Origin of the sequence: Yinghuangia sp. YIM S09857, from assembly GCF_051388915.1 — a bacterium.
Classification (GTDB): Bacteria; Actinomycetota; Actinomycetes; order Streptomycetales; family Streptomycetaceae; genus Yinghuangia.
In genome coordinates this window covers 1-24012 of sequence record NZ_JBPKBH010000003.1, presented here as the reverse complement: position 1 = coordinate 24012, position 24012 = coordinate 1, and the positions used below count along the sequence as shown (strand labels likewise).

The window sequence follows — 24012 nt, the reverse complement described above, 5'->3', positions numbered from 1 at the left end:
TGGGTTGACGATGGCACCACGCAACAAGCTGATGCGCGACGAGATCCGCGGCACCGCGACGCGGCTGTTCGGCGTGCGCGGCATCGGGGCCGTCACGCTCCAGGAGATCGCGGACGAGCTCGGGGTCTCCAAGGCCGCGCTGTACCACTACTTCCCGAACAAGGAGGCGCTGGTCCGGGCGATCTTCGAGGACTGGGCGCGGGTCGGGACCGACCGCATCTCGGCGGTCGTCGTCCTCGACGAGCCCGCGTCCGTACGCCTGCGCCGCATGATCGAGCTCCACGTGCTCGGCCTCACCCGCGACCTCGACCTGTACCGGCTCGGCTTCCGGGACGAGGACCAACTGCCGGACAGCGCACGCGAGGTCTTCGACAAGTTCAAGCGCGACGTGGACACCGCGGTGCGCACCGTCATCCGCGAGGGCGTCGCGGACGGCGAGTTCATGGCGGTCGACCCGAAGATCGCCGGGTTCGCCGCCATCGGCATGTGCAACTGGATGTTCAAGTGGTACCGCCCGGACGGCGAGTACACCGCCGAAGAACTCGCCGCCATGCTCGCCCGGTTCGCCCTCGGCGGGCTGCTGCGCCGGGACCCCGCGCGGGCCGCCGACCCGGGCGCCGCGGTGGACCGCGCGGCGCTCATCGCGGAGATGGCCGCCGATCTCCAGCGCGAGGTCGACACGCTGCGCGCGGCCGCGCACCCGCCCGCGCCGCTCCCTTCGACCGCACAACCTGCGTCCATCGCACAATCTGTGTCCACCGCCCAACCTGCGTCCACCGCGTCGCCCGCGTCCGCCGTGCCTTCCGGGCCGCCCGCGCCGGCCCGGTCATCCGAGCCCAGACAGGGGGATCAGCCATGAGGGACCGTCATCTCGACCCCGAGCACATCGCGTTCCGGGAGAGCGTGCGGGAGTTCGTCCGCCGCGAGGTCACGCCGTACCACGAGGAGTGGGAGAAGGCCGGGATCGTCGACCGCGAGCTGTGGCGCAAGGCCGGCAAGCAGGGCCTGCTGGGCATCGACGTGGACGAGGAGTACGGGGGCGGCGGCGTCCGCGACTTCCGCTACCTGGCCGCCATCTCCGAGGAGATCGTGCGCGCCGGGGCCAGCGGCGTCGGGTTCGGTCTGCACAACGAGGTCGTCGCGCCGTACCTCAACGACCTGGCGACCGAGGAGCAGAAGGCCCGCTGGATGCCGGGCTTCTGCTCCGGCGACATCATCACCGCCATCGCGATGACCGAGCCCGGTGCGGGCAGCGACCTCCAGGGCATCCGGACCACCGCGGTCCGCGACGGTGAGGACTGGATCCTCAACGGCGCCAAGACGTTCATCACCAACGGCATCAACTCCGACCTGGTGATCGTGGTCGCCAGGACCGACACCGAAGCCAAGGCCAGCAAGGGCACCAGCCTGCTGGTGGTGGAGCGCGGCATGCCCGGCTTCGAGCGCGGCCGCAACCTGGACAAGATCGGCCTCAAGGCCCAGGACACCGCCGAGCTGTTCTTCAACGACGTACGCGTGCCGGGCGTCAACCTCCTCGGCGAGCTCAACCAGGGCTTCTACCACCTGATGCACAACCTGCCGCAGGAGCGCCTGGGCATCGCGGTGGCCGCGGTGACGGGCGCGGAGGCGGTGTTCGAGGGCACCGTGGAGTACTGCAAGTCGCGCACCGCGTTCGGGCAGGCCATCGGCAGCTTCCAGAACACCCGCTTCGAACTCGCCGAGATGGCCACGGAACTCGACATCGCCCGCACGTACCTCGACGACTGCATCATGCGGCACGTCGACGGCGAACTGGACGCCGTGCAGGCCTCCAAGGCGAAGTGGTGGACGACCGACCTCCAGAAGCGCGTGGTCGACCGCTGCCTGCAACTGCACGGCGGCTACGGCTACATGATGGAGTACCCGGTCGCCAAGGCCTTCATCGACAGCCGCGTGCAGGCCATCTACGGCGGCACCAACGAGATCATGAAGGAGATCATCGGGCGCTCGCTCGGCGTGTGAGCCGGATGGTCCGGGCGAGGTGTGCGGCCGTGGGGCTTCAAGGTTCGGGGCGCGTCGAGGACGATGCTTACCGTTGGTTGGTATCCGGCGGCACGAGTACGGCGCGCCGACGTCCGCGCCCCGTCCCCGTGGTTTCCGGCCGGGCTGGGAGGTGCCGGCGTGGAGCACGCGCGCAACCTGCTGGCGGCGCTGTGGCGGGCCGCCGACCACTGGCCCGAACGCCGGGCCGCGCACTGGCGCGACCCCGCAGGCCGCACCGAACGTTCGCTCACCTGGCGGGAGTTGGAGGACCGGGTGGTCGCGGTGGCGGCCGGACTCATGGCGGGGGGAGTGCTGCCGGGGGACCGCATCGGGGTCATGGTCCGGCCGTGTGTCGAGTGGACCGTGCTCGATCTCGCGGTGCTGGCCGCCGGGGCCGCGACGGTGCCCATGCCGCCCGGCCAGGGCGTCGCGGCGTGCCACCGCGCGCTGCGGGGTACGGCACCGCGCATGGTCTTCGTGGAGAGCGACGGCGACGCCATGACGGTAGCCAGGGCGACCGGCGGCGCGGCGGACCCGCCGCAGGAGATGTTCGTGCTGAGGGAAGGCGGGCTGCGCGTGCTCACCTCGTGGGCGGAGCCGCGCGACCGCGACGCGGTGCGGCCGTACGCCGAACGCGTCACCACCTCCACGGTCGCCCTGTTCGACCGCGGCGCCGCGGCGGAGACGCACGGCCCCGCCCGGCCCATGACGCACGGCGAGGTGGGTCGCGCCGCGGTCCGCCTCGGCGCGCTCCTCGGCATATCGGGACCGGGGCGCAGCCCCGGGCCCGCGGTGACGGTCGGCCCGCTGCACCGGCTGCTCCCGCACCTCGTGCAGTTCGCCGCGCTGGAGGCGGGCCGCTCGCTGGCCTTCTCCGGGCGCGCGGCTCGCCCCTACGCCGCGGCCGGCTAGCCGCCGTGTCCGGACGGCCCCGCGACCGGGGTCCGTCCACCTGTTCCGACCGCGGCGCCGCACCGCCCGACCCCGCCGCGGGCACCCGACCCACCGGCACCGACCGGCACCGACCACGCGAGAGGATGGGCACGATGGCCTGGGACTTCTCCACAGAGCCGGAGTTCGAGGAGCAGTTGGAGTGGATGCGCGGATTCGTCCGCGACGAGATCTACCCGCTCGAAACGCTCGAACTCGACGACGCCACACTGCGCGCGGTGCTGGCACCGCTGAAGGAGGAGGTCAAGGCCCGCGGCCTGTGGGCCGCCCACCTGCCGCCGGAGCTCGGCGGGCAGGGCTTCGGCCAGGTCCGCCTGGGACTCATGCACGAGATCCTCGGCCGCACGCCGTACGGCCCGGTCGTGTTCGGCAACAACGCGCCGGACTCCGGCAACGCCGAACTGCTCGCGCACGGCATCGCCGCCTCGGGTCGCGACTGGCACCGCGAGAAATGGCTCGAACCGCTCCTCGACGGCCGCATCCGCAGCGCCTTCTCGATGACCGAGCGGGACACCGCCGGCTCCGACCCGACGCTGCTGGCCACCCGAGCCGTGCGGCACGGCGACGAATGGGTCGTCGACGGCCACAAGTGGTTCACGTCGAACGGCTCCGTCGCCGACATCCTCCTGGTGATGGTCGTCACCGACCCCGAGGCCAACCCGCACAGCCGCGCCTCGATGATCGTGGTGCCCGCCGACACCCCCGGCGTCGAGATCGTGCGCGACGTGGCGACGCTGGAGGACCCGGGCCGCACCGAGCGGTTCCACGGGTTCGGCGGCCACGCGGAGATCCGCTACGACGCGGTGCGGGTGCCGTACGAGAACCTGATCGGCAACGAGGGGGACGGCTTCAAACTGGCCCAACTCCGGCTCGGCCCCGGCCGCATCCACCACTGCATGCGCTGGCTCGGGCAGGCGGAGCGCGCGATGGACATGCTGTGCGAGCGGGCGCTGTCGCGGTACGCGCACGGCTCGCTGCTCGCCGAGAAGCAGACCGTGCAGAACTGGATCGCGGACTCGTACGCGGGCATCCAGGCCGCCCGCCTGATGACCCTGCACGCCGCCTGGCGCATGGACCGCGAGGGAGCCGCCGCGGCCCGCACGGACATCTCCGCGATCAAGTTCTTCGGCGCGCAGGTCCTCTACGACGTCATCGACCGCGCCGTGCAGATCCACGGCTCTCTCGGCTTCTCCACCGACCTGCCGCTGGAGCAGATGTACCGGTACGCGCGCGCCGCCCGCATCTACGACGGCCCCGACGAGGTGCACCGCGTCAGCGTCGCCCGGCAGGTGCTGCGCAACCACCGCCCCGCGGAGGTGCCGACCGAGCACGTGCCCACGCGCCGCGAGGAAGCCCGCAAGAAGTTCGCCGCCCTGCTCGACGCACCGGAGGCCCAGGCGTGACGGAACCAGGCACCGCGGCCCCGGCCGGGGTCGACCCCGACGAGGTCACCGCATGGCTGTCCGAGCGCGTGCCCTCGCTCGTACCGCCGCTGGCCTTCACCCCCGTCGTGGGCGGCCACTCCAACCTCACGTACGTGGTCGAGGACCGCGCGGGCACCCGCTGGGTCCTGCGCAGGCCGCCGCTCGGGCACGTCCTGGCGACGGCCCACGACATGGGCCGCGAGCACCGCATCCTGGCCGCGCTCGGCGACGGCCGCACACCGGTGCCGGTGCCGCCGGTCGTGGGCCTGAGCCCGGACGCCTCGGTCAACGGCGCGCCGTTCTACGTCATGGAGTTCGTGGCGGGCGAGGTGCTGCGCAGCGCCGAGGCCGCCACCCGCGCACTGGACCCCGCCGGGCGGCGCCGCGCGGGCGAGCAGCTCGCGGACACGCTCGCCGCGATCCACGCGGTCGACGTGGACGCGGTCGGGCTCGGCGACCTCGGCCGCCGCGAGGACTACATCGGACGGCAGTTGCGGCGCTGGCACCGGCAGTGGGACGCGACGCGGCTGGACGGCGTACCGGAGATAGACGAGGTGCACGCCGCGCTCACCGCGTCGGTGCCGGAGCAGCAGGGCGCCACGATCGTGCACGGCGACTTCCGCCTCGACAACTGCATCATCGGCCCGGACGGCAGCGTGCAAGCGGTTCTGGACTGGGAGCTGTGCACCCTCGGTGACCCGCTCGCCGACGTCGGCACCACCCTCGTCTACTGGGTCGAGCGCGGCGAGACCGGGGACCTTCTGCCGTCCGACGGGACGGCTTCGGAGGGCTTCATCGACCGCACGGCCTTCTGCGCGCGGTACGCCGGGGCCACCGGGCGGGACCTGTCCGGCATCGCGTGGTACGCCGCCTTCGCCTACTGGCGCCTGGCCTGCATCCTCGCCGGGGTCCTCGACCGCTACACCGCGGGTGCGATGGGCGACCAGGCCGGGGACGGCGGGGCGTCCCGGTTCAGCAGGGAGAAACTCTCCGGTCTCGCGGCCAAGGCCCGGACCGTCCTCGAAGAAGGGAAGTTCGTGGCATGACGCTCGACTTGACGGGCCAACTGGCGGGCAAGGCGGCGCTGGTCACCGGGGCCAGCCGCGGCATCGGGCTCGGCATCGCGGCGGAGCTGGCGGCGCGCGGCGCGAAGGTGTGCCTCACCGCCCGCAAGAAGGAGGACCTGGACGCCGCGGTCGAGGAACTCGGCGGCCCTGACGTGGCCGTCGCGGTCGCGGGCCGGGCGGACGACGCGGCGCACCGCGACGAGGCGGTCGCGGCGGTGCTGGAGCGCTTCGGCTCGCTCGACATGCTGGTCAACAACGCCGGGATCAACCCGCACTTCGGACCGCTGATCGACGCGGACCTCGGGGCGGTCCGCAAGATCATGGAGGTCAACCTCGTCTCGGCGCTGGGCTGGACGCAGGCGGCGTACGGCGCGTGGATGCGCGAGCACGGCGGCTCGGTGCTGAACGTCGCCTCGGTCGGCGGCATCGTCGCGGGCCCGTTCATCGGCGCCTACAACGTCAGCAAGGCCGCGCTCATCCACCTGACCCGGCAGCTCGGCGCCGAACTCGGCCCCGGCGTACGGGTGAACGCGGTCGCCCCCGCGGTCGTCAAGACCCGCTTCGCGGAGGCGCTGTACGAGGGCCGCGAGGACGAGGCGGCCGCGGCCTACCCCATGAAGCGGCTCGGTATTCCGGAGGACGTCGCCAAGGCCGCCGCCTATCTCCTCTCCGACGACGCCGCGTGGATCACCGGCGAAACCCTGGTCGTGGACGGCGGCGTCTCCCTCTCGGGCAGCGTGGGCTGACCCGCTCTCGCACCGCCAGAACTCCGGCGGCCGGGGAAGGACTTGCGCCACCACCCCGGCCGCCGCACACGCGTCATGTTGCCGTCATCTGTTCCTAACACCCGCTCGATAGCCTGCGACCCTCCGAACCCGGCGGATGCAATCCCCGCCCCGGAGCCGAGTCCGGTCGTGGGAAGGTCCGCCGGGGGGCGCCTTCCCATGACCCCTCGCCCTGTGCCCGGATGAAGGCCCGCCACGGCCGCCTTCCGAGCCAACGCGAGCCCACGGCGCGCCACACCCTCGCCGAAAGCCGAGGCAGGTCGTGGGGGAGGTCCACCGGGCACCGACCTGGCCCCGTTGCTGCGTCGGCGCCGCGGCCGTGCATGTACCGGACCTGCGGCAGCTCGCGTGCCGGGGCGACCACACGTTCGGGAGCGGACTGCGCCCTGCCGCCGCGTCATGTCCCGTCGCCCCCGGGCCCGGGCTTCACCCTGCGGCGGCTGCACGGCGCCTGGGCGTGGCGGCCGCTCTCGCCCTCGGCCGCCGCGCCGCGAGCGCGTGCCGCGCGGCCACGCCTCCGATCGCGCCCCCTTGCCCCGCCGCCTCGCATTCGGCAGGGTCTCGCGTCCGGTTGTCGCGTTTGGTCGTCGGGGGTGTCGGCTTTGTGGGTGATCTGGCGAGTCCAATCCTCAGAAAATGTGATGAATTGTCGGTTTTGCGGTACCAGGTCTCCCAGCCTCGCGGAGACGCCGGAGGCGTGCGTACCGGGAGGACCGGCGATGGCAGAGGACGAACCGCGCGGGGTCGTGGTCGGTGTCGACGGGTCGGAGCCCGCGCGACGGGCGCTCGACTGGGCGATGACCGAGGCCCAACTGCGCGGCCTGCCGCTGTACGTGGTCAGCGCCGCACCGCCCGCCGGTGCGTACGCCGCGATGGCCCCCGGTGCGGTCTACGTCGAGGACATGCACGCGGCCCTGGAGGCGGTGCGCGGCGAGACCGACGCCCTCGTGGCCGACGTGAACCGGGCGCGCGACACCCCTTTCGAGGGGGACCTGCGCGTCCAGGTCTTCGCCGGGACGGCGACCGAGGTGCTGCTCGGCATGTCGGAGCGGCACGTGATGGTCGTCGTCGGATCCCGCGGCACCGGCGGATTCTCGCGGCTGCTGCTCGGCTCCGTCAGCACCGCCGTCGTGCACCACGCCGCCTGCCCGGTGCTCGTCGTCCGCGAATAGCCCCGTCACCGGCACGGCACGGCGTGCGGTCCGTCCCGCGCGCCACCGGCTCCCAGGTCGTGCCCGGCCCCGTGAGATCCCGCGCGTGCTCGTCCGCACGAGCATGATCATGCCCGGGGCCGCACCCGCGGCCGACCGGGTCACGCAACCCACAGCCCGCCCCGCCGGCCCGTGCCCTCGGTCGGCCACGGTTCCACGCGCACGACCGACGGGCGCAGCGTGGGCACGGCGTTCCGGCCGGTCGCGGCGAGTACCGGGTCGTACGGCGCCAGTTCGGCCAGCGGCAGAAGCGAGGGCAGCACGTCGTGGCGCGTCGTGGCCACCGCGAGACGCCCGTCGCCGAGCAGGTGCGCGGGCGCGCCGAAGATCTCCATGACGTGCTGCGCGACCAGCAGCGTCAGCCGCAGCCGCTCGTGCAGCGGGTACGCGCCGATCTGCGGCTCGATCGCGACCACCGCCGGTCGCTCGTGCGGCGCCAGCGAGGTGTCCGCGGCGATGCGCATCAGGTGGCGGCGCAGCAGCACCTCGGTCGGCAGCTCGGACACCGGGTCGTAGCCCTCGACGACGGGGCTGCGGGCGTGCCGGGCGGCGGCGTACCCGGACACCAGCGAGTCGGACGCGCCACGGCCCACCGCGGTGAGGAAGAGCAGGTCCAGGTCGGACAACGCGGTCAGCAGTGGGACGTCCGCGTCCGCCCGGTCCCGCGCCAACTGCTCGCACGCGCCGCGGACCCGGCCGGGTTGGAAGAACGCCCCGACGGCCGCCTCGGCCCCCGGGGTCAGCCACACCGCGTGTCCCGGCCACCCGGCCGCGTAACTGCGCCGCCGCCACTCGGCGAGCAGCCAGGCCAGGTGCCGGTCGGTGGCGCAGCGCGGCTCGTCGGCGGAGAGGTACGGGTTCTCGCGGCGGGCGTTCTGAGGGTTCGTCATACCCATGGAGAGCGGGCAGGCCCGGAATCGTGACGCGGGCATCGCGGTGACTTGGTGTGATCTACGTCACTCTCACGGGGCGTCGGTCGCGCACGAACCAGTCCCGGCACACCGCGGCGAACGCGGCCGCCCGCCGGGTGGGCCGGATCCCGTGCGCCTGCGCGAGGACCAGCGGCAGCGGCGGCAGGTCGTCGGTCAGCTCCAGCACCACCACGCGCCCGCCGTCGTACGTGGTGTCCGTGGCCGGACGCTGGTTCAGGATCGCGAACCCCTGCCCGCCCGCCACCAGCGCCCGCACCAGCTCGGGACTCCGGCTGCGGAACCGCACCCGCGGGCTGATCCCGGCCCGGCGGGCCAGCACCGCGAAGTAGTCGCGGTTGTGCGGCAGGTCCAGCAACACCATCGGCTCGGCGGCGAAGGCGCGCAGCGACACCGCCTTCTCCCCGGCCAGCGGGTGGCCGGGCGGCACGATCACGTGCGGGGGTATGCGGGTGAGGAGTTCGCCGTCCAGCGTCTCGCCGCCGCCGTTGCCGTTCGCGTTGTTGCCGAGGTCGTACATCAGCGCCAGCTCGCAGCCGCCTTCGAGCAGCGTCTCGCGCAGGCCGTGGTCCTCGCCCTCGGTCATGCGCACCTCGACCTCGGGGTGCCGCTCGGCGAACTCCGCGAGCAGCGGCGGCAGGTAGAACGGCGCGATGCTGTCCGCGCAGCCGAGCGTCAGTACGCCGCGCAGCGCCCCGCCGAACGCCTTGGCCGTCGCGGCCATCTCGTCCGCGTGCCCGAGCAGTCCGCGCGCCTCCGCCAGAAACCTTTCGCCCGACGTCGTCAGGGACAGCCCCTTCGCGTGGTGGCGTACCAGCAGTTGGACGCCGAACTCCCGCTCCAGGTGCGCGATCGCGGCGGAGATCGCGGACTGCGACACCATGAGCTCGCGGGAGGCCCCGGTCATGCTGCGGTGCCTCGCGGCGGCCACGAAATAGCGCAGTTGGACCAGGGTGAAGTTCATGCGGAATGCCGCTCTGCGCAGGGCTTCCCGGGTACGGACTCCATGCCGACGATGCTAAGTCGGGGCCGCGCCGACCGCCTGCGGAAGGCGGTCCGGCGCGGCCCGTTCGCTCGGTGACGTCCGGTGTGTCGTCCGGCCCGGCCGTCGCGCGTGGTGCGCGGCCGGTGCGTCCGGGGCGGGAGGGAGTCGGTGGTCGGCTGACGGCCGAGGCGGCTGACCGGTCGGTGCGGGCCGGGCCGGGCTGGTTCGGTGCTGGTTCGGTCGGTGCGGGCCGTCAGGCCGAACGGACGGGTGGGACTGCCGGGGTCGGTCCGCCGCGGTCGCGGCGCCGGGTCAGCGCGGTCCGCCGCGCAGGAACAGCATGTCCAGTTCATCCTGGGTGAAGGGCTTGCCCGGCAGCGGCGACGGCCGCTCCGCCCGCAGCCCGTCGAGGACGACCTCCAGGTACCGCGCGGCGACCGTGAGCCGCTGCGCCTTGGGCAGCCCGGGCGGCGGCAGGAGGCACGACAGCAGCAGCGAGATGTCGGCGTCCGACACGTCCTCGCGCAGGTAGCCCTCGTCCTTCGCCCGGTCGACCAGGAGGCACACCGCGTCGTTCAGCGCCGCGCGGCCGGTGCGCATCTCGTCGGTCACCGGGACGCGCCCGCTGAGCGCCGGGAAGAGGCGCCCCGCGCCGGAGGCGACCGCGCGCCGCAGGTAGCGGTTGAGCGCGGACCACGCGTCCGCCTCCTCGGCCAGTGCGGACACCGCCTCGCCGGTCAGCCGCGCCGTCTCGGTGATCATGATGCGCTGGACGAGCGACTCCTTGCCGGAGAACCGCCGGTAGATGGTGCCGACGCCGACACCCGCGCGCCGGGCTATCTCCTCCATCGGCGCGTCGTAGCCGAGCTCGCCGAAGACCTCGCGCGCGGCGCGCAGCACCTGTTCCAGGTTGCGGCGCGCGTCGGTGCGCAGCTGTGTGGTGGATTCCGGATCGGCGGCGCCGGGCGGCGCGGTGACCGCGCTCCGTCCGCGCTGTGGCCGGCGGGCCGAGGGGATCACGGCGGCGTGCGCCCCCGCCGGCCTCCCCACGGTCTCCCGATCCCGTGTCAGATCGTTGGTGAACGTACGTGAAGCGCCCATGTGCTTCCCCCGAAGGCAAGTGTTCGTGTCCCAGCCCGGACCGCTCAGTCATTGCCAGTTCGCCGAGCGTACCGGACGGAATCTCGCGTCAGAAGCGGAATCCGACGTAACGGTTGTGGAGGAACGGTGCGGTGTTGACGCTGAGTCAGCGATGACAGGCTCTCGGCGTCCCCGCGTGGACACTGCGTCGACATGCGCCGCCGGTTCACCGGCGGCCGCGACCGCCGTGTGACCGGGGTCACTCCGCGGGCCAAATGCGCACTCCGGCCCTCGCGGACAATGCGGGCGCGCGGCCGAAGAGTCCCCCGAACGGGGGGTCGGGCGCGGGGTCGCGATTCCCCTGTGGCCGAGTTTCGCCCACACTGGTGACGTCACTTGAGGTAAACCTCACGGCACATAGTGTGAATAACTCATCCATCAGGAAGCAGGCGGTTGAACATCACTCGGTGGGGCGCCCGGCTGTCCGGCGACCGGCGGCGATCCGTGCCCGCGGCGCGGATGCAGGACCGCATCGACACCTTCTCGCTGCGGGAGGTGCTGGCGCACGCGCCCGCGCTCATCGCGGTCACCCGGGGGCCCGCCCACGAACTCGCGTACGTCAACGAGGCCTACCGCGAGGTCTTCGGACCCCGCCGCATCGGCCTGCCCGCGCGCGACATCCTGCCCGAACTGGCCGACCACGGGCTGCTGGCGCTCATGGACCAGGTCTACCGGACCGGGCGCGGGCGCACCGTGCGGGCCCGCCGCGTGGACCACCACACCGCCGCGTACCCCGGGATGCCGGAGAGCGAGCGGCGGCACGGCTACTACACGTTCGTCTGCACGCCGGTGCGCGCGGAGGGCACCCAGGGCGGCGGCCGTTCGGTGCGCGGCGTCCTGGTCTTCGCGGTCGACGTCACCGACCAGGTGCAGGCCACCGACCGGCTCCGGGAGAGCGAGCGTCGGCACCGGCAGGCCGCGGTCACGCTCCAGCGCAGCCTGCTGCCGCAGCGCCTGGAGAACCCGGACGACCTGCGCGTCGCGGTGCGCTACCTGCCCGGCGGCGCGGACGCGGCGGTCGGCGGCGACTGGTACGACGTCATCACCCTCGGTGCCGGACGCACCGCACTGGTCATCGGCGACGTCATGGGCCGCGGCGTGCGCGCGGCCGCGGTCATGGGCCAACTGCGCACCGCGGTACGGGCGTACGCGCGCCTCGACCTGCCGCCGCACGAGGTCCTGCAACTGCTCGACGGCCTCGCCATGGAGATCGACGCGACACAGATCGCGACCTGCGTCTATGCCGTGCACGACCCGAGCGAGGGCGTGCTGACCTACTCCACCGCGGGCCACCTCCCGCCGCTCGTCCGCGACCCCGAGGGCCGCGTGCAGCGGCTGGACGACGCGCTCGGCCCGCCGCTGGGCACCGGCGGGAGCTGGCCGCACACGTCCGGCAGTGTGCCGCTGGAGCCCGGCTCCACGGTGGTCTTCTACACCGACGGCCTCGTGGAGCGGCGCGGCGAGGACATCGACCGCGGCATCGACGACCTCGCGGGCGCGCTGGACGTGGCGACAGGTCCCCCCGAGGCGGTCCGCGACCGCCTCGTCGAGCACATGCGGCTGCCTGTCGAGCACGACGACGACGTGGCCCTGCTGGTCCTGCAACTGCCCAAGCACGAGGGGCGCGAGGCGACGCTGTTCCGCACCGCGTCGCTGGACCTGCTGGGCGGCCATGAGGTCGCGGCCCGGGCCCGCGCGTTCACCAGCGGGGTGCTGGCGAGCTGGCAGGTCGGCGAGGAGCTGCGGGAGTCGGGGGTGCTCGCGGTCAGCGAGTTCGTCGCCAACGCGCTGACGCACGGGGCCGCCCCGATGCGCCTGCGGCTGCGCCGCACCGACCGGCGGCTGATCGTCGAGGTATCGGACGCCGACGACCACGTGCCGCGCAGGCGACGCGCGGCCGCCGACGACGAGAACGGGCGCGGCGTCGCCATCGTGGCGACCATCGCCAGCTCCTGGGGATCGCGGCTGACCTCGACCGGCAAGACGGTGTGGTGCGAGTTCCTGCTGTGAGGGCGGCGGGAGGCGCAGGACCTCCCGCCGCGTTCGGCATCAGACCGCGGCCGGGACGGGGGCGGCGGCATGCGGCCGGTCCGCCGCCGGGGCGACCGGGACGGGGATCGGGGCGGCGTCCGGCTCGACGGACCCGTCCGGGTTTGCGGCCGGGGACGTGCCGGGGCTAGGCGCCGGCTTCCCGACCGGGCTGCCGGCCGGGTTCGCCGCCGGGGTCGCGACCGGGCTGTCGACCGGCACGGACGCCGCGACCAGCACGCCGTTCTGCACCGGGCTGAGCTTGCGCCCCATCCGGACGGCCAGCACCGTGATCAGCACCGAGCAGGCCATCAGCGAGACCACGTACGGCCCGTAGGCCCCCGAGCCGACCATCAGCCCCGCGTACGCCGGGCCCGCGGCCATCGCCAACTGCTTCACCAGCGACTGCGCCGCGTTGTACTGCCCGAGCAGGTGCGCCGGCGCGAGGTCGGCGACCATCGGGCCCAGGGTCGGGGCGAGCAGGCTCTCGCCGACGCCGAGCAGCGCGTACGTCGTGATGATGGTGACCGCCGCAAGCACCGCGTTGCTGTGCACCAGGCCGGACACCGCCGTCACGATCCAGGCGAGCAGCCACACCAGGCCGGTCGCCGCGATCACCATGCTGCGGCGGCGCCGCGAGGTGATCTTCAGGACGGTGAGCTGCCCCAGCACGATGACCGCGGTGTTGGCGGCCAGCGCGACCCCGAGCATGCTCGGCGAGATGTGGCTGACCTCGGTCGCGAACGCGGCGAGGCCGGACTCGAACTGCCCGTAGCAGGTGAAGAAGACCAGCGCGCTGACCACGCTCAGGCGGACCATCGCCTTGTTGTGCAGCAGGTGCCGCCAGCCGGCACCCGACCCGGCGGCGGCCGTCCCGCCCGCTGCGCGCGGCGCGGCGGGCACCCGCGCGGTGCCGACCACCGCGCCGAGCACCAGGAACATCGCCGTTTCCATCGCAAACAGCACGGTGAAGCTCGCCGGGCGCGACGGGTCGACGATGAGGCCGCCGATCAGACCGCCGATGCCCAGACCCAGGTTGTTGAAGGTGAACTGGAGCGCGAACGCCCGGGCGCGCGTCATCGCGGTGGTGCAGCGCACGATCATCGTGGCGAGCGCCGGCTGGATCGCCGCGATGCCCGCCCCGAGCAGGGCGGCGCCGGCCATCACGAGCGTGGCGTCGACCGCGAGCCCGAGGGTCAACGAGCCCGCCGCGGCAACGACCGCACCGGCCACCGCGACCGGGCGCGGCCCGCGCCGGTCGATCGCGGGGCCGATGAACGGCAGGGCGGCGAGGGCGGCGACCGCGAGGACGCTGAACATGAGCCCGGCCTGACCGGCGGTCATGTCACGCACCCGCGTCACGTAGACGAAGAGGAAAGGAACGGTGAACCCGCTGCCGAACGCGCTGAGCGCGTTCCCGAGCTGGATCCGACGGAGCGCCGTGTTGGTCGCCACCACACACCTCCTGACTGTCGTGTGCGCGGGCCCGGCCGTTCCGGCCCCGCTCGGGGAAGCCCGCAGACGCGACCGGGCGCAACCCGACGAAACCGCCGCACCCGCCGGAAGGGCAGGGGCGACGGCTCTCGTGGGTGGTTCGGAGGCTTGAGTCTGAAGACTTCAGAACTAAACTATACGTACCTGAAGTGTTCATGTCTAATGACTTAAGCCGATGTGGGTATGCTGCACGCCATGGAGTCGGACACAGAGTCGGGCCCGGGGTCGAGCGCGGATTCGCGCGCAGATTCGGGCGGGGACGAGCCGGCGACCGCGGAGTCGTCCCGGGAGTCGTCCCCAGAGTCGTCCGCAGAGCGGTCCGAGCCGGCGGCCCTGCCGGAATCCGACCTGGAGGCCCACCTCGCGGTCTTCCAGCGCGAGTTTCCCGAGGTCGACCCGCAGGTCGAGATCATCGTCGCGGCGCTGTTCCGGCTGCACCGGCGCATGTCGGTCGCGTACAGCCGCCAGTTGACGGCGCTCGGCATCACCAACGCCGAGTGGGAGGTCCTGCGCGCGCTGGTGCTCGTGGGCGCGCCGTACCGGCTCAGTCCCGGCGAGCTGGCCCGCAGTCTCGGGCTCACGCCCGCGGCCATGACGCACCGCATCGACCGCATGGTCACCGACGAGCTGGTGACCCGGACGCGGGACGAGAACAACCGGGTGCGCGTCATCATCGAGCTGACCGACACGGGCCGGGACATGTGGGTGCGCGTCGTCCGCGAGGCGGCCGGCTTCGAGGCCGCGTTGTTGCAGGACCTCGGGTCACGGCAGCGGGACGCCCTCGCGGAGGGCCTGCGGCGCATGCTCGCCCGGATCGAGGAGACGCAGCCGGACGGGACCGGGCGTACCGAAGGCTGAGGCCGCCGGCGTTCCACGGGTGCCCGGGATCGACACGGCCGGAGACGGGCACGGCCCGGATCCAGGGCGGAGGTTGGTGGGTCGAGTCGACCGGCGGGTCACCTTACGGCCACGCGGCGGCCGACTCGGCCACGGTACGTAGAGCGTTCCCCGTCGGTGAACCCGCGATTCCGCCTGGGCGGTGCGGTTCACCCGAAGGTGTGCTTCAGCGGCGTATTCGGCGTGTCACAGGGCCTTTTCGGGAGGTCCGCCCTCCCCGGGCGGGCGCCGCGCGGTCTCCCGCCGGACCGCCTGACGCAACGTCAGACGCAGCCATATCCACAGCGCGAACCCCGCGAGGAACACCACGAGAAGCAGCATCGCGCCGAACACGATCCAGAACGTGGTCGCGGGCGGCAGCGCCTCCGGCGGCGTGTCCGGCCACGCGGCGGCCACATCGCCCGGCTCCGCGGTCAGCTCGCGGATCGCCGTACCCGAGCTGGAGAACCGCACGTTGTCCGGCCACTCCTGATGCGACACCAGGCCCGCGAGCCCGGTGGACAGCCACGTCGTCGCGGTCGCCCCCACGAGCAGCACCAGCACGCCGATCAGCGCGCCGTCGGGTATGCCGCGCTGCGGCGGCCGCCGCGGCCCCTGCTCCGCCATACGCCTCCCCTCGACCGCCGCCGGGCGGCGGCCGTCACACCGCCGGGTCGCCCGCCAGCGCCGCCTCCGCGCGCACCCGCTCCTCCAACGCGTCCTCGGTCATCGCGCGGTCCGTGTAGACCATCGGCCGCTCGGTGTCGGTGATCAGGTGCTTGACCACCTGCACGTTGCCGTTGACGTCCCACACCGCGATGCCCGGGGTCAGCGTCGGGATGATCTCCACCGCCCAACGCGGCAGCCCCAGCACCTTGCCGGTCGCGCGCGCCTCCTCGGCCTTCTGCATGTAGATGGTCCGCGTCGAGGCCATCTTCAGGATCGCGGCGGCCTCCTTCGCCGCCGCGCCGTCGACCACGTCGGACAGGTGGTGCACCACCGCGACGAACGAAAGGCCCAGCCGCCGGCCGAACTTCAGCAACCGCTGGAACAACTGCGCGACGAACGGGCTGTTGATGATGTGCCACGCCTCCTCCACCAGGAAGATGCGCTTGACCCGGTCCGGCCGGATCCACGTGTGCTCCAGCCACACCCCGACGATCGCCATCAGGATCGGCATCGCGATCGAGTTCCGGTCGATGTGCGACAGGTCGAAGATGATGAGCGGCGCGTCCAGGTCGATGCCCGTGGTGGTCGGGCCCTCGAACATGTTCTTCAGGTCGCCGTCGACCAGGCGGTCGAGCACCAGCGCGACGTCCAGGCCCCAGATGCGCACATCCGCGAGGTCCAGGCTCAGCAGGTCCGCCGACTCCTTGGTCGGGTTGCGCAGCGCGTCGACGACGTCCGGGAGTATCGGCTGACGATCGGTCACCGTCCGCACGACGTGCACGTGCGCGGCCTTCAGGGCGTACCCGGCCCGCTCCTCCAGCGGGCGGCCCATCGCCACCTCGATGATCGTGCGCAGCAGCGCGAGTTGGCCGGTCGAGGTGATCGCGGGGTCGAGCGGATTGAGGCGTACGCCGTCGCTGCCCGCGTCCGTCGGGTCCAGCCGCACCGGCTTGATGCCCAGCGCCTCCGCGATGTGGTTCCATTCGCCGACGCCGTCCTCGCCCTGTGCGTCCAGGACCACCACCTGGCGGTCCCGGAAGCGCAGTTGACGCAGCACGTACGTCTTCTCCAGCGCCGACTTGCCGTTGCCCGACTCGCCGAGCACCAGCCAGTGCGGGGCGGGCAGTTGCTGGCCGTAGAGCTGGAACGGGTCGTAGACGTAGCCCTTGCCGGAGTACACCTCGCGTCCGATGATCACCCCGGAGTCGCCCAGCCCGGGCGCCGCGGTCGGCAGGTAGACCGCCTGCGCCTGCCCCGTCGAGGTGCGCACCGGGAGCCGCTGCGTCTCCGGCCTGCCGAACAGGAAGCTGGAGAACCCCTCGGTCAGTAGCGACATGATGCCGGTCATGGCGTCACCTCTTGATGCCGGTGGCGAACGGGAGCGTGTTCACGAACGCCCGGTGTTGCTCGCGGTCGCACCACTCCAGTTTGAGGAAGCACTTGCCCGCCGACGCGCGGATCGTGCGCTTGTCGCGCGCCAGTTGCTCGGGATCGCGCGAGGACACCGTGATGTAGCCGACCAGGTTCACCCCGGCCGCGCCGCCCGCGAGGTCCTCGCCGCGCTGGTCCACCCGGCCGGTGTGGGCCAGGTCGCGGGGGTCGACCGTGCGGTTCATCTTCGCCGCCCGGGCCGCGTCCGCGTCGTCGTTGGTCTTCTCGGTCAGCATGCGCTCGATCGCGATGTCGGTCGGCTCCAGGTCCATCGTGACGGCCACCGTCCGGATCACGTCCGGCGTGTGCACCAGCAGCGGCGCCAGGAAGTTGACGCCGACGGGGGTCAGCGGCCACTCCTTGACCCACGCCGTCGCGTGGCACCAGGGGCGGGACGTCTCCGACTCGCGCGTCTTGGCCTGGAGGTAGTTGGGGTGCGTCGCGTCCAGCTCGGCCGGCCACGCGTACCGCGCGCGCATGCCGTCGAACTGGTCGATCTGGTGCTCCGGGTCGTACATCGAATGGATCAGCGAGGCCAGCCGCGCCTCGTTCATCGGCTGCCGCACCCGGATGTCCGCCTCCGCCAACCGCGCGCACACGTCCGTGAGTTCACGTGCCATGACCACGCCGAGGCCCTTGTCGCCCTTGCCCATCACCGAGGACTCGGCGGCCAGGTCGCGGTTGTAGTGCATGCAGGCGACCAGGTACGCGCGGTGCTGTTCGCTCGACGTGGACACCATCGACTGGAGCTGGTCGTACGAATCCTTCACCCAGCGCGGGGCGTTCGCGTCTCCGCGCCGCGCGACGTCCTTCGCGTGCGCGTCGGGGTCGGCCGGCATCGTCCGCGCCAGGATCTGAAGCCGCGTCACGAAGCCGTCCCCGTTGGCCACATGCTTCAGCAGCGTGCCGAACCGCTCGACCAGCGCCTCCTGGTCCTCCGAGTCGCGCAGCCCCACGCCGGGGCCCTCGATCTCGATGGCGGCGGTGACCGTACGCCGCTCCAGGTGCATCAGTACCGCGAGCTCGTCCGGCCCGAACGGCACGCTCAGCCATGTCAGCCGCCCGATCCCGGGCGGCGAGCCGACCGCGACCCCGGCCCCGTCCAGGCGCGTCCCGGCCTCCATCACCGCCGAGCGGTAGCGGGCCCCGCGCTTGAGCGTGCGCTTGTAGTTCCGGTTGATCTCGAACCACTTGTAGAACGTGCGCTGCTTGTACGGCATGTAGACCGCGGAGAACGCGATCAGTGGGAACCCGGCGAGGCCGACGATGCGCACGACCAACACCGGGACCAGAAGGCCCCACAGCAGTCCGAGGCCGCCGCCCGCGATGATCAGGAAGATCTCGCCCGGCTCGCGGTTCTTGCCGATGACGGCCGTCGGCTTGGCCTTGCCGATGAGGAACGTGCGGCGTCGGTGGATGGGCTGTGTGGTCATGGTCAAGCCTCGTTCCCGGTCCTGGCGTGCGGCGTGTTGCCCGGGCTTGCCGGGGGTGGTGCCGCGGTGCCGGCCCCCGTACCGCCGCCACCGCGCTGGCCGTGCGCCGCGATGCCCGAGGACACCGCGGCTCCCGCCGCGGCCGGAGCCGGCCGGCCCCCGCCGTCTTGACCGCGCCCCGCGTGCGCGCGGATCCCCTGCTTCATGAAGTTCGCGGGTCCGCTCACCATCCCCGCCACGCCCGAACCGGTCAACGCACGGCGGCTGTTGTGCAACTGCGCCATGTCGTCGCCCAGGTTCGGCACGAAGCGGTAGATCAGCACACTCGCGAAGATCGACAACACCATGATGGCCAACCCGCTCAACACCGCCGAAAACGCATCCTGCCGACCACCGTTCGGTCCGCCGTTCGACGATACGGCGGTGGCCAGGCCCAACACGATGACGACGACCGGTTTCGCGAGCAGTACGGCCGCCATGATTCCCGCCCAACGCCGGACATGGTGCCACATCGCCTTGTCGACCAAGCCGGAATACACGGCGGTTCCGAGCATCGCGCCCACGTACAGCATCGCCGCGCGGATCAGCAGCTCGATCCACAGCACCGCGGCGGCGGCCATCGACAACAACGACACGAAGATCAGCATCACCGGGCCGCCGCCCAGACCGGCGTTCGGATCAAGCGCCTTCGCGAACCCGCCGAGGAACCGGTCGGTGTCCTGCTGCGTGCCGGACGCGATCGCCGCGGTCAACCCGTCGGTGAGCGACACCGCCAGATACAGCGTCAGCGGCGTGAACGCGGAGGCGGTCACCGCCAGCCACAGGTACCCGACCGCCTCGGTGATTGCCGTCGTGATGGACGCCCCGCGCACGGCCCGCTTGGCCACGGCGAGCATCCAGAGGAGGAGGGTCAGGAACGTCGACGCCGCGAAGACCACCGCGTACTGCCGCAGGAACCCCGCGTTGGTGAAGTCCACTTGCGTCGTGTCGTTCACCGCGTGGGCCAACTGGTTGAGAATCCACGTCGCGGCGTCCGCACACCCCTTCGCGATCGACCCCAGCGGATCCGCCACAAACCCCGCCGTCTGCACCGGATTCCCCGGCACCCCGACCGGCGCCCCCGCATCGCCGCTCTGGCAGTACGTCTTCGCCGGGCCGGTGAGCATGTCGCAATACGCCTGGGCCTGGCCTCCTTGCGGGGGTGGGCTGACCGCGGGACTGGGCACGGCAGGCACCGCGGGCGCCCCGGGGCCTGGAGAAGGGACCGGCGCCCCGATCGCCGTGGCCCCACCGGCCAGCGCCAGCCCGGTCCCCACCGAAGCCACCCCAAAGACCTTGCCCCAGAAGAGCGGCGTGGAAGCGGACTTCCGCTCCGCGCCTCGGGAACGGTGTCGGGCCGGTCGGTGCTGGGAGGCGTTGTCCTTGTCGGGCATCGCCCAGTGCCGGCAGGGGAGTTCCGGGCGGTTGGTGGCGAGGGAGGGGGCTGGCCGTGATGCCGTCCCGACAGCGCTGCCACGTGGGATGACCGGAGTGGGAGACTGGAGACAGGGGCTAACGTGCATAGCGAAGTTCCTCGAAGTCCCTGACCGCTTGCGCGATCTCCTCCGCACCCGATGCGCCCTGTAGGCCGCTGACCGGGGTCGGCCCCTCCTTCTGGCTGAAGTCGACGAGCTTCCAGTCGCCGTCCGCCCAGGACAGCCGCATCGTCGTGGTGGTCCACGCCTCGGTGACCGGCTTCGTCGAGCCCGTCCCGGCGAGGCCGATCAGACCCGCGCCCCACACCTCGACGGTGGCGGTATCGGGTGTGTACGCCGCCACCTTGGTGCCGACCGGAAGCGCCCGGCAGACGAAGGTGAGGCCCTTCGGCGGGTTCCCCTCCGCGTCCAGGCCGAACAGGGTGTTCTGCGCCGCGAACGCGCTGTCCGCGCGCGTCTGGAGGCCGTCCTTCGCGGTGGGCGCGGCGAGCGCGGCGATCACCGCGCGGCGGGACGCGGGCTTGAACATCGCGGAAGAGCCGTACGCGGTCGAGTAGTTGGCGGCGGCAGACTGCGCGCCGTCGCGGGTGCGCGCGTACCCGACCGGGACGCCGGCAACGGCTGCGGCCGGGGGAGCCGCCGCGGTCGTGGGCGCGTTGTCCTGCGAGGTGCCGGCGTTCTCCGCTCCGGGGGGCGTCTCGCCGCCACCGCGCCGACTCGCGTATGCGAGCGTCAGGACGACCACCATGATCACGACGACCACGCCGATCCCGGACAGCACGGGATTGCGCCGCCGCTCCGGGGCACCGGCGCTGTCGTTGCGCGGCGGCAGCAGCGTGCGCGTCCGCGGCAACTCGTCACTCATGGGCGGACCCCTCCCCGGGCGGGAGCGGAATCCGCGGGTAATTCATTCCGTTCTGATGAGTAAGACCCGGTGTTCCCGATTTTCACCGAAAGAGACTGCGATCTTCGGGCATACGTCGCAATTTGGGAGTTCTGCGGGCAGGCGTACGCCACGTGAGCCACCTCGGGTCGGCAAATTCGGGAGGGCCCGGTCTAGATCGCCATCCCGTAGATGATCGTGAAGAGGGTGCCCAGTGATCCGATGATGAACACGCCGGTGAGCCCGGCGATGATCAGTCCCTTGCCCTGCTCGGCACTGAACGTGTCGCGCAAGGCCGTTGCCCCTATCCGCTGCTTGGCCGCGCCCCAGATGGCGATGGCGAGGCAGATCAGGATCGCGGCGGCCATGACCACCTGGACCATGGTGCGGGCCTCAGCGCCAAGCGAGGCGAAAGGGCCCCATTCCGGGGCAATCCCGCCGATAATCTCATCAATGTTGCCGTCTGCTGCTAGGAACATGCCGTTCACCGCCCCCGACTGGGCTTCTCGAATTACCCCCGCCGGGTGGAGCGGGGGCTGTGTGCCACTCGATTATTCTGTCCTGACGACACCGTTCGGGCCACCACCCCCGAGAGACAGTCCGCTCACTCTGTGTATCACGGGTGATTGCGCAGAGCAATCATGGCGCGCACAATGGCGGGAGCACGACGCGTGCGCGGTCCCTGCCCGTCGCCGCACCCCGCAGGTTCCGACCGAATTACCGGCCGGTCCCGTGTTGTCCCGGATGGTGTCCCGTTCCATGAGGTCTTTCCCCGTGCGGCCCCCGACCGCGCATGCGTAAGGCACGTATTGCCGTCGGGATGGGCGTCGCCGTCCCGTTCGGCTTCGTCGGCCTGCTCGCCGTCGCGGTCAGCGGCATGTCCGGAACGCCCGCGCCCTCCGGCGGAGGCGACCACGTACCGCTCGCGCCCGGAACGGTGCCCGCCGCCTACCAGGGCGCGATCGAACGCTGGGGCCGCCTCTGCCCGGAGATCTCCCCGGCACTCCTCGCCGCCCAGCTCTACCAGGAGAGCGGCTTCGACCCGAAGGTCGTCAGCCCCGTCGGCGCCCAGGGCATCGCCCAGTTCATGCCCGGCACTTGGCCCCAGTGGTCCACGGACGGCGACGGCGACGGCCGCCGCGACCCCTTCGACGCCGACGACGCGATCCCCTCCGCCGCGAAGTACGACTGCGCCCTCTCCAAGTCGATCGCCTCCGTACCGGGGGACCGCACCGACAACATGCTCGCGGCCTACAACGCGGGCGCCTACCGCGTCATCCAGTACAAGGGGATCCCGCCATACAAGGAGACCCGCAACTACGTCAAGAACATCCGCTCGCTGGAGCAGAGCTTCGGCGCGGTGAAGGCCCCGCTGCCGCCGTCTGTCCTCGCCGTCGGGGCCATCGAGTTCGCACAGTCCAAGCTCGGTACGCCCTACCTCTGGGGCGGCGAGGGCACCGCCGCCCACCGCGGGCGCTTCGACTGCTCGGGCCTCACCCAGGCGGCGTACCAGAAGGTCGGTATCAAGCTCCCGCGCGTCGCCAACGACCAGTGGAACGCCGGCCGGCACCCCGGCCGCGCCGAACTGCTGCCCGGTGACCTGGTGTTCTTCGCGTACGACCTCAAGGATCCCCGCAGCATCCACCACGTGGGCATCTACGTCGGCGGCGGCATGATGATCCACGCGCCTTACACCGGCGAGGTCATCCGCTTCGGCAAGATCGACAAGCCCGACTACATCGGTGCCACGCGTGTCACCCCCGAGGGGGCCGAGGCGCTGCCGGTACGCGGCGGTCCCGCCGTCGCCAACGTCGCCGGTACGGCCGGCGCGGGCGCGCCCCGCACGTCCTTCACCGACACGGCCGCCGAGCCCGCCGCAACCAGCGCGCCGAGCTCACCCCCGGTCCCGACTCCCGCCCCGAGCAGGCCAACAGGGCAGGCGACCTCGCCCCCACCCCCGCGTGCCGACGTCGCAAAGACCACGCGTCCCACCCCCGGCAAATCCCAGCCGTAGACCGAGGTTACCCACCCGCAAACGCGGCAGGCCCCGGACCAAAGGGCCCGGGGCCTGCCGCGTACTGCTTCACATCTCTACCGCACGCCTTCGCGCGACGGCGAGCTCACCTCGACCGATCCGTGCAGCGGGATCAGACGTTCACGCCGTGGGCGCGGAGGTAGGCGAGGGGGTTGATGTCCGAGCCGTAGTTCGGGCCGGTGCGCACCTCGAAGTGCAGGTGCGGGCCGGTCGAGTTGCCGGTCGAGCCGACGAGGCCGACCTGCTGGCCGGTCGACACCTTCTGGCCGACCGAAACGGAGATCTTCGACATGTGGCCGTACTGCGTGTAGCGGCCGTCGGCGTGCTTGATGACGACCTCGTTGCCGTACGCCCCGCCCCAGCCCGCGGAGACCACGGTGCCGGAGGTGACGGCGCTGACCTTGGTGCCGGCCGACGCGCGGAAGTCCTCACCGGTGTGGCCGTTCGACCACATGGAGCCCGAGCGGCCGTACGACCCGCTCGCCGCACCCGGGACCGGACGGACGTAGCCGGACGACGACGCCTCGCTCGACGACGAGTTGCCGCTCGACGGCTTGGCCGCGTTCGAGCTCGTGCTCGGCTTGGCGCTGTCGCTCTTGGCCGTCGGGGCCTTGTCCTCGGTCAGCTTCGCGCCCGAGGGCTTCGTGGACGACGAGGAGGTGGACGGCTTGGGAGCCGGCTTCGCCGGGGTGTCCTCGGTCAGCTTGGCCGGGGCGGGCTTCTCGGCCGGCGCCGCGGTGGACTGGCCGCCCAGGGCGAGCTTCTGACCCGGGAAGATCAGGTTCGGGTTGCCGCCGACGACGCCGCGGTTGAGGTCGTACAGCTTCTGCCAGCCGCCGGTGACGTCGTGCGCCCGGGCGATCTTGAACAGGGTGTCGCCGACGACGACCGTGTAATCGGCCTTGGCGGTGCTCGCGGACGGCGCGGGCTTGGCCGGCTTGGCCGGCGCCTGCTGCGTCTTCGCCTCGGGCTGCGCGGCCGGCTTGGGGGCGGCCGGCTTGGTGTCCTCGGTGAGCTTCGCACCCGAGGACGGCTGCGAGGACGTCTTCGGCGCGGTCTGCGTGGTGGTCTTGCCCGAGCTCTGCGACCCGCCGGTGTTGATGGACGGGGTGCCGCTGTTCTTGGTCAGGCCCGCCTTGACGGAGCAGACCGGCCAGGCGCCGGGGCCCTGGCC

20 protein-coding genes and 1 pseudogene are annotated in these 24012 nt (G+C 72.2%); 10 read left to right on the top strand and 11 right to left on the bottom strand.

All coding sequences use genetic code 11. The annotated features are described in order from the left end of the window. Window positions 1-10 precede the first annotated feature (10 nt). The 7 genes from ACRX5S_RS06105 (at window position 11) to ACRX5S_RS06075 (ending at window position 7421) form a co-directional block, all read left to right on the top strand. Entirely contained in the window at window positions 11-859 is an 849-nt protein-coding gene (locus ACRX5S_RS06105) for a TetR/AcrR family transcriptional regulator (RefSeq protein WP_436771735.1), read from the top strand. Beyond that, window positions 856-2001, top strand: coding sequence for an acyl-CoA dehydrogenase family protein (locus ACRX5S_RS06100; RefSeq protein WP_436771734.1), 1146 nt, complete (start codon window positions 856-858; stop codon window positions 1999-2001). The genes ACRX5S_RS06105 and ACRX5S_RS06100 overlap by 4 nt, the downstream gene beginning before the upstream one ends. Window positions 2002-2160: 159 nt before the next feature. Beyond that, a complete protein-coding gene (locus ACRX5S_RS06095) occupies window positions 2161-2934 on the top strand; it encodes an AMP-binding protein (RefSeq protein ID WP_436771733.1) in 774 nt (257 codons plus the stop codon). Between the two features lie 134 nt (window positions 2935-3068). Beyond that, entirely contained in the window at window positions 3069-4376 is a 1308-nt protein-coding gene (locus ACRX5S_RS06090) for an acyl-CoA dehydrogenase family protein (RefSeq protein WP_436771732.1), read from the top strand. Then, window positions 4373-5443: a phosphotransferase family protein gene (locus ACRX5S_RS06085; protein WP_436771731.1), complete on the top strand. Its 1071-nt coding sequence runs from the start codon at window positions 4373-4375 to the stop codon at window positions 5441-5443. The genes ACRX5S_RS06090 and ACRX5S_RS06085 overlap by 4 nt, the downstream gene beginning before the upstream one ends. Beyond that, window positions 5440-6210, top strand: a complete 771-nt coding sequence (locus tag ACRX5S_RS06080) for an SDR family oxidoreductase (RefSeq protein WP_436771730.1) — start codon at window positions 5440-5442, stop codon at window positions 6208-6210. Before ACRX5S_RS06085 ends, ACRX5S_RS06080 begins: the two co-directional genes overlap by 4 nt. A 758-nt stretch (window positions 6211-6968) precedes the next feature. Continuing rightward, window positions 6969-7421 carry a universal stress protein gene (locus ACRX5S_RS06075; RefSeq protein WP_436771729.1) on the top strand — a complete coding sequence of 151 codons (453 nt, stop codon included), beginning with the start codon at window positions 6969-6971 and terminating at the stop codon, window positions 7419-7421. Window positions 7422-7561: 140 nt separating this feature from the next. On the opposite strand, the gene ACRX5S_RS06070 is transcribed toward ACRX5S_RS06075, so the two are convergent. The 3 genes from ACRX5S_RS06070 to ACRX5S_RS06060 all read right to left on the bottom strand — a co-directional run bounded on the left by ACRX5S_RS06070 (window position 7562) and on the right by ACRX5S_RS06060 (window position 10475). Further along, window positions 7562-8350, bottom strand: coding sequence for a hypothetical protein (locus tag ACRX5S_RS06070; protein ID WP_436771728.1), 789 nt, complete (start codon window positions 8348-8350; stop codon window positions 7562-7564). Window positions 8351-8411: 61 nt separating this feature from the next. Next, the gene (locus ACRX5S_RS06065) at window positions 8412-9353 is read right to left on the bottom strand and encodes a LysR substrate-binding domain-containing protein (RefSeq protein WP_436771727.1); all 942 of its coding nucleotides are present in this window, start codon (window positions 9351-9353) and stop codon (window positions 8412-8414) included. Between the two features lie 333 nt (window positions 9354-9686). Then, on the bottom strand, window positions 9687-10475 hold the full coding sequence (locus ACRX5S_RS06060; RefSeq protein WP_436771726.1) for a TetR/AcrR family transcriptional regulator: 789 nt from the start codon (window positions 10473-10475) through the stop codon (window positions 9687-9689). Between the two features lie 432 nt (window positions 10476-10907). On the opposite strand from ACRX5S_RS06060, the gene ACRX5S_RS06055 reads away from it, so the two are divergent. After that, window positions 10908-12524, top strand: coding sequence for a SpoIIE family protein phosphatase (locus ACRX5S_RS06055; protein WP_436771725.1), 1617 nt, complete (start codon window positions 10908-10910; stop codon window positions 12522-12524). Between the two features lie 39 nt (window positions 12525-12563). Here the strand turns inward: ACRX5S_RS06055 and ACRX5S_RS06050 are convergent, their stop codons facing one another. Further along, the gene (locus tag ACRX5S_RS06050; protein ID WP_436771724.1) at window positions 12564-14000 is read right to left on the bottom strand and encodes an MFS transporter; all 1437 of its coding nucleotides are present in this window, start codon (window positions 13998-14000) and stop codon (window positions 12564-12566) included. 231 nt (window positions 14001-14231) lie between these two features. Between ACRX5S_RS06050 and ACRX5S_RS06045 the strand changes: the two genes are divergently transcribed. Continuing rightward, entirely contained in the window at window positions 14232-14894 is a 663-nt protein-coding gene (locus ACRX5S_RS06045; protein WP_436771723.1) for a MarR family winged helix-turn-helix transcriptional regulator, read from the top strand. 225 nt (window positions 14895-15119) lie between these two features. Here the strand turns inward: ACRX5S_RS06045 and ACRX5S_RS06040 are convergent, their stop codons facing one another. The 6 genes from ACRX5S_RS06040 to ACRX5S_RS06015 all read right to left on the bottom strand — a co-directional run bounded on the left by ACRX5S_RS06040 (window position 15120) and on the right by ACRX5S_RS06015 (window position 21282). Continuing rightward, entirely contained in the window at window positions 15120-15539 is a 420-nt protein-coding gene (locus tag ACRX5S_RS06040; RefSeq protein WP_436771722.1) for a hypothetical protein, read from the bottom strand. Between the two features lie 34 nt (window positions 15540-15573). Further along, the gene (locus ACRX5S_RS06035; RefSeq protein WP_436771721.1) at window positions 15574-16929 is read right to left on the bottom strand and encodes an ATP-binding protein; all 1356 of its coding nucleotides are present in this window, start codon (window positions 16927-16929) and stop codon (window positions 15574-15576) included. 4 nt (window positions 16930-16933) lie between these two features. Further along, window positions 16934-18445 carry an SCO6880 family protein gene (locus ACRX5S_RS06030; RefSeq protein WP_436771720.1) on the bottom strand — a complete coding sequence of 504 codons (1512 nt, stop codon included), beginning with the start codon at window positions 18443-18445 and terminating at the stop codon, window positions 16934-16936. Between the two features lie 2 nt (window positions 18446-18447). Continuing rightward, window positions 18448-19671, bottom strand: coding sequence for a hypothetical protein (locus ACRX5S_RS06025; protein ID WP_436771719.1), 1224 nt, complete (start codon window positions 19669-19671; stop codon window positions 18448-18450). Between the two features lie 325 nt (window positions 19672-19996). After that, complete coding sequence (locus tag ACRX5S_RS06020; RefSeq protein WP_436771718.1) at window positions 19997-20785, bottom strand: hypothetical protein; 789 nt, start codon at window positions 20783-20785, stop codon at window positions 19997-19999. 191 nt (window positions 20786-20976) lie between these two features. Beyond that, window positions 20977-21282, bottom strand: a complete 306-nt coding sequence (locus ACRX5S_RS06015) for a hypothetical protein (RefSeq protein ID WP_436772221.1) — start codon at window positions 21280-21282, stop codon at window positions 20977-20979. A gap of 314 nt (window positions 21283-21596) precedes the next feature. Between ACRX5S_RS06015 and ACRX5S_RS06010 the strand changes: the two are divergent. Then, window positions 21597-22586 (top strand): annotated as a pseudogene (locus ACRX5S_RS06010) (NlpC/P60 family protein); the annotation flags it as partial. A gap of 364 nt (window positions 22587-22950) precedes the next feature. On the opposite strand, the gene ACRX5S_RS06005 reads toward ACRX5S_RS06010, so the two are convergent. Further along, on the bottom strand, window positions 22951-23940 hold the full coding sequence (locus ACRX5S_RS06005; RefSeq protein WP_436772220.1) for a LysM peptidoglycan-binding domain-containing M23 family metallopeptidase: 990 nt from the start codon (window positions 23938-23940) through the stop codon (window positions 22951-22953). Window positions 23941-24012 lie beyond the last annotated feature (72 nt).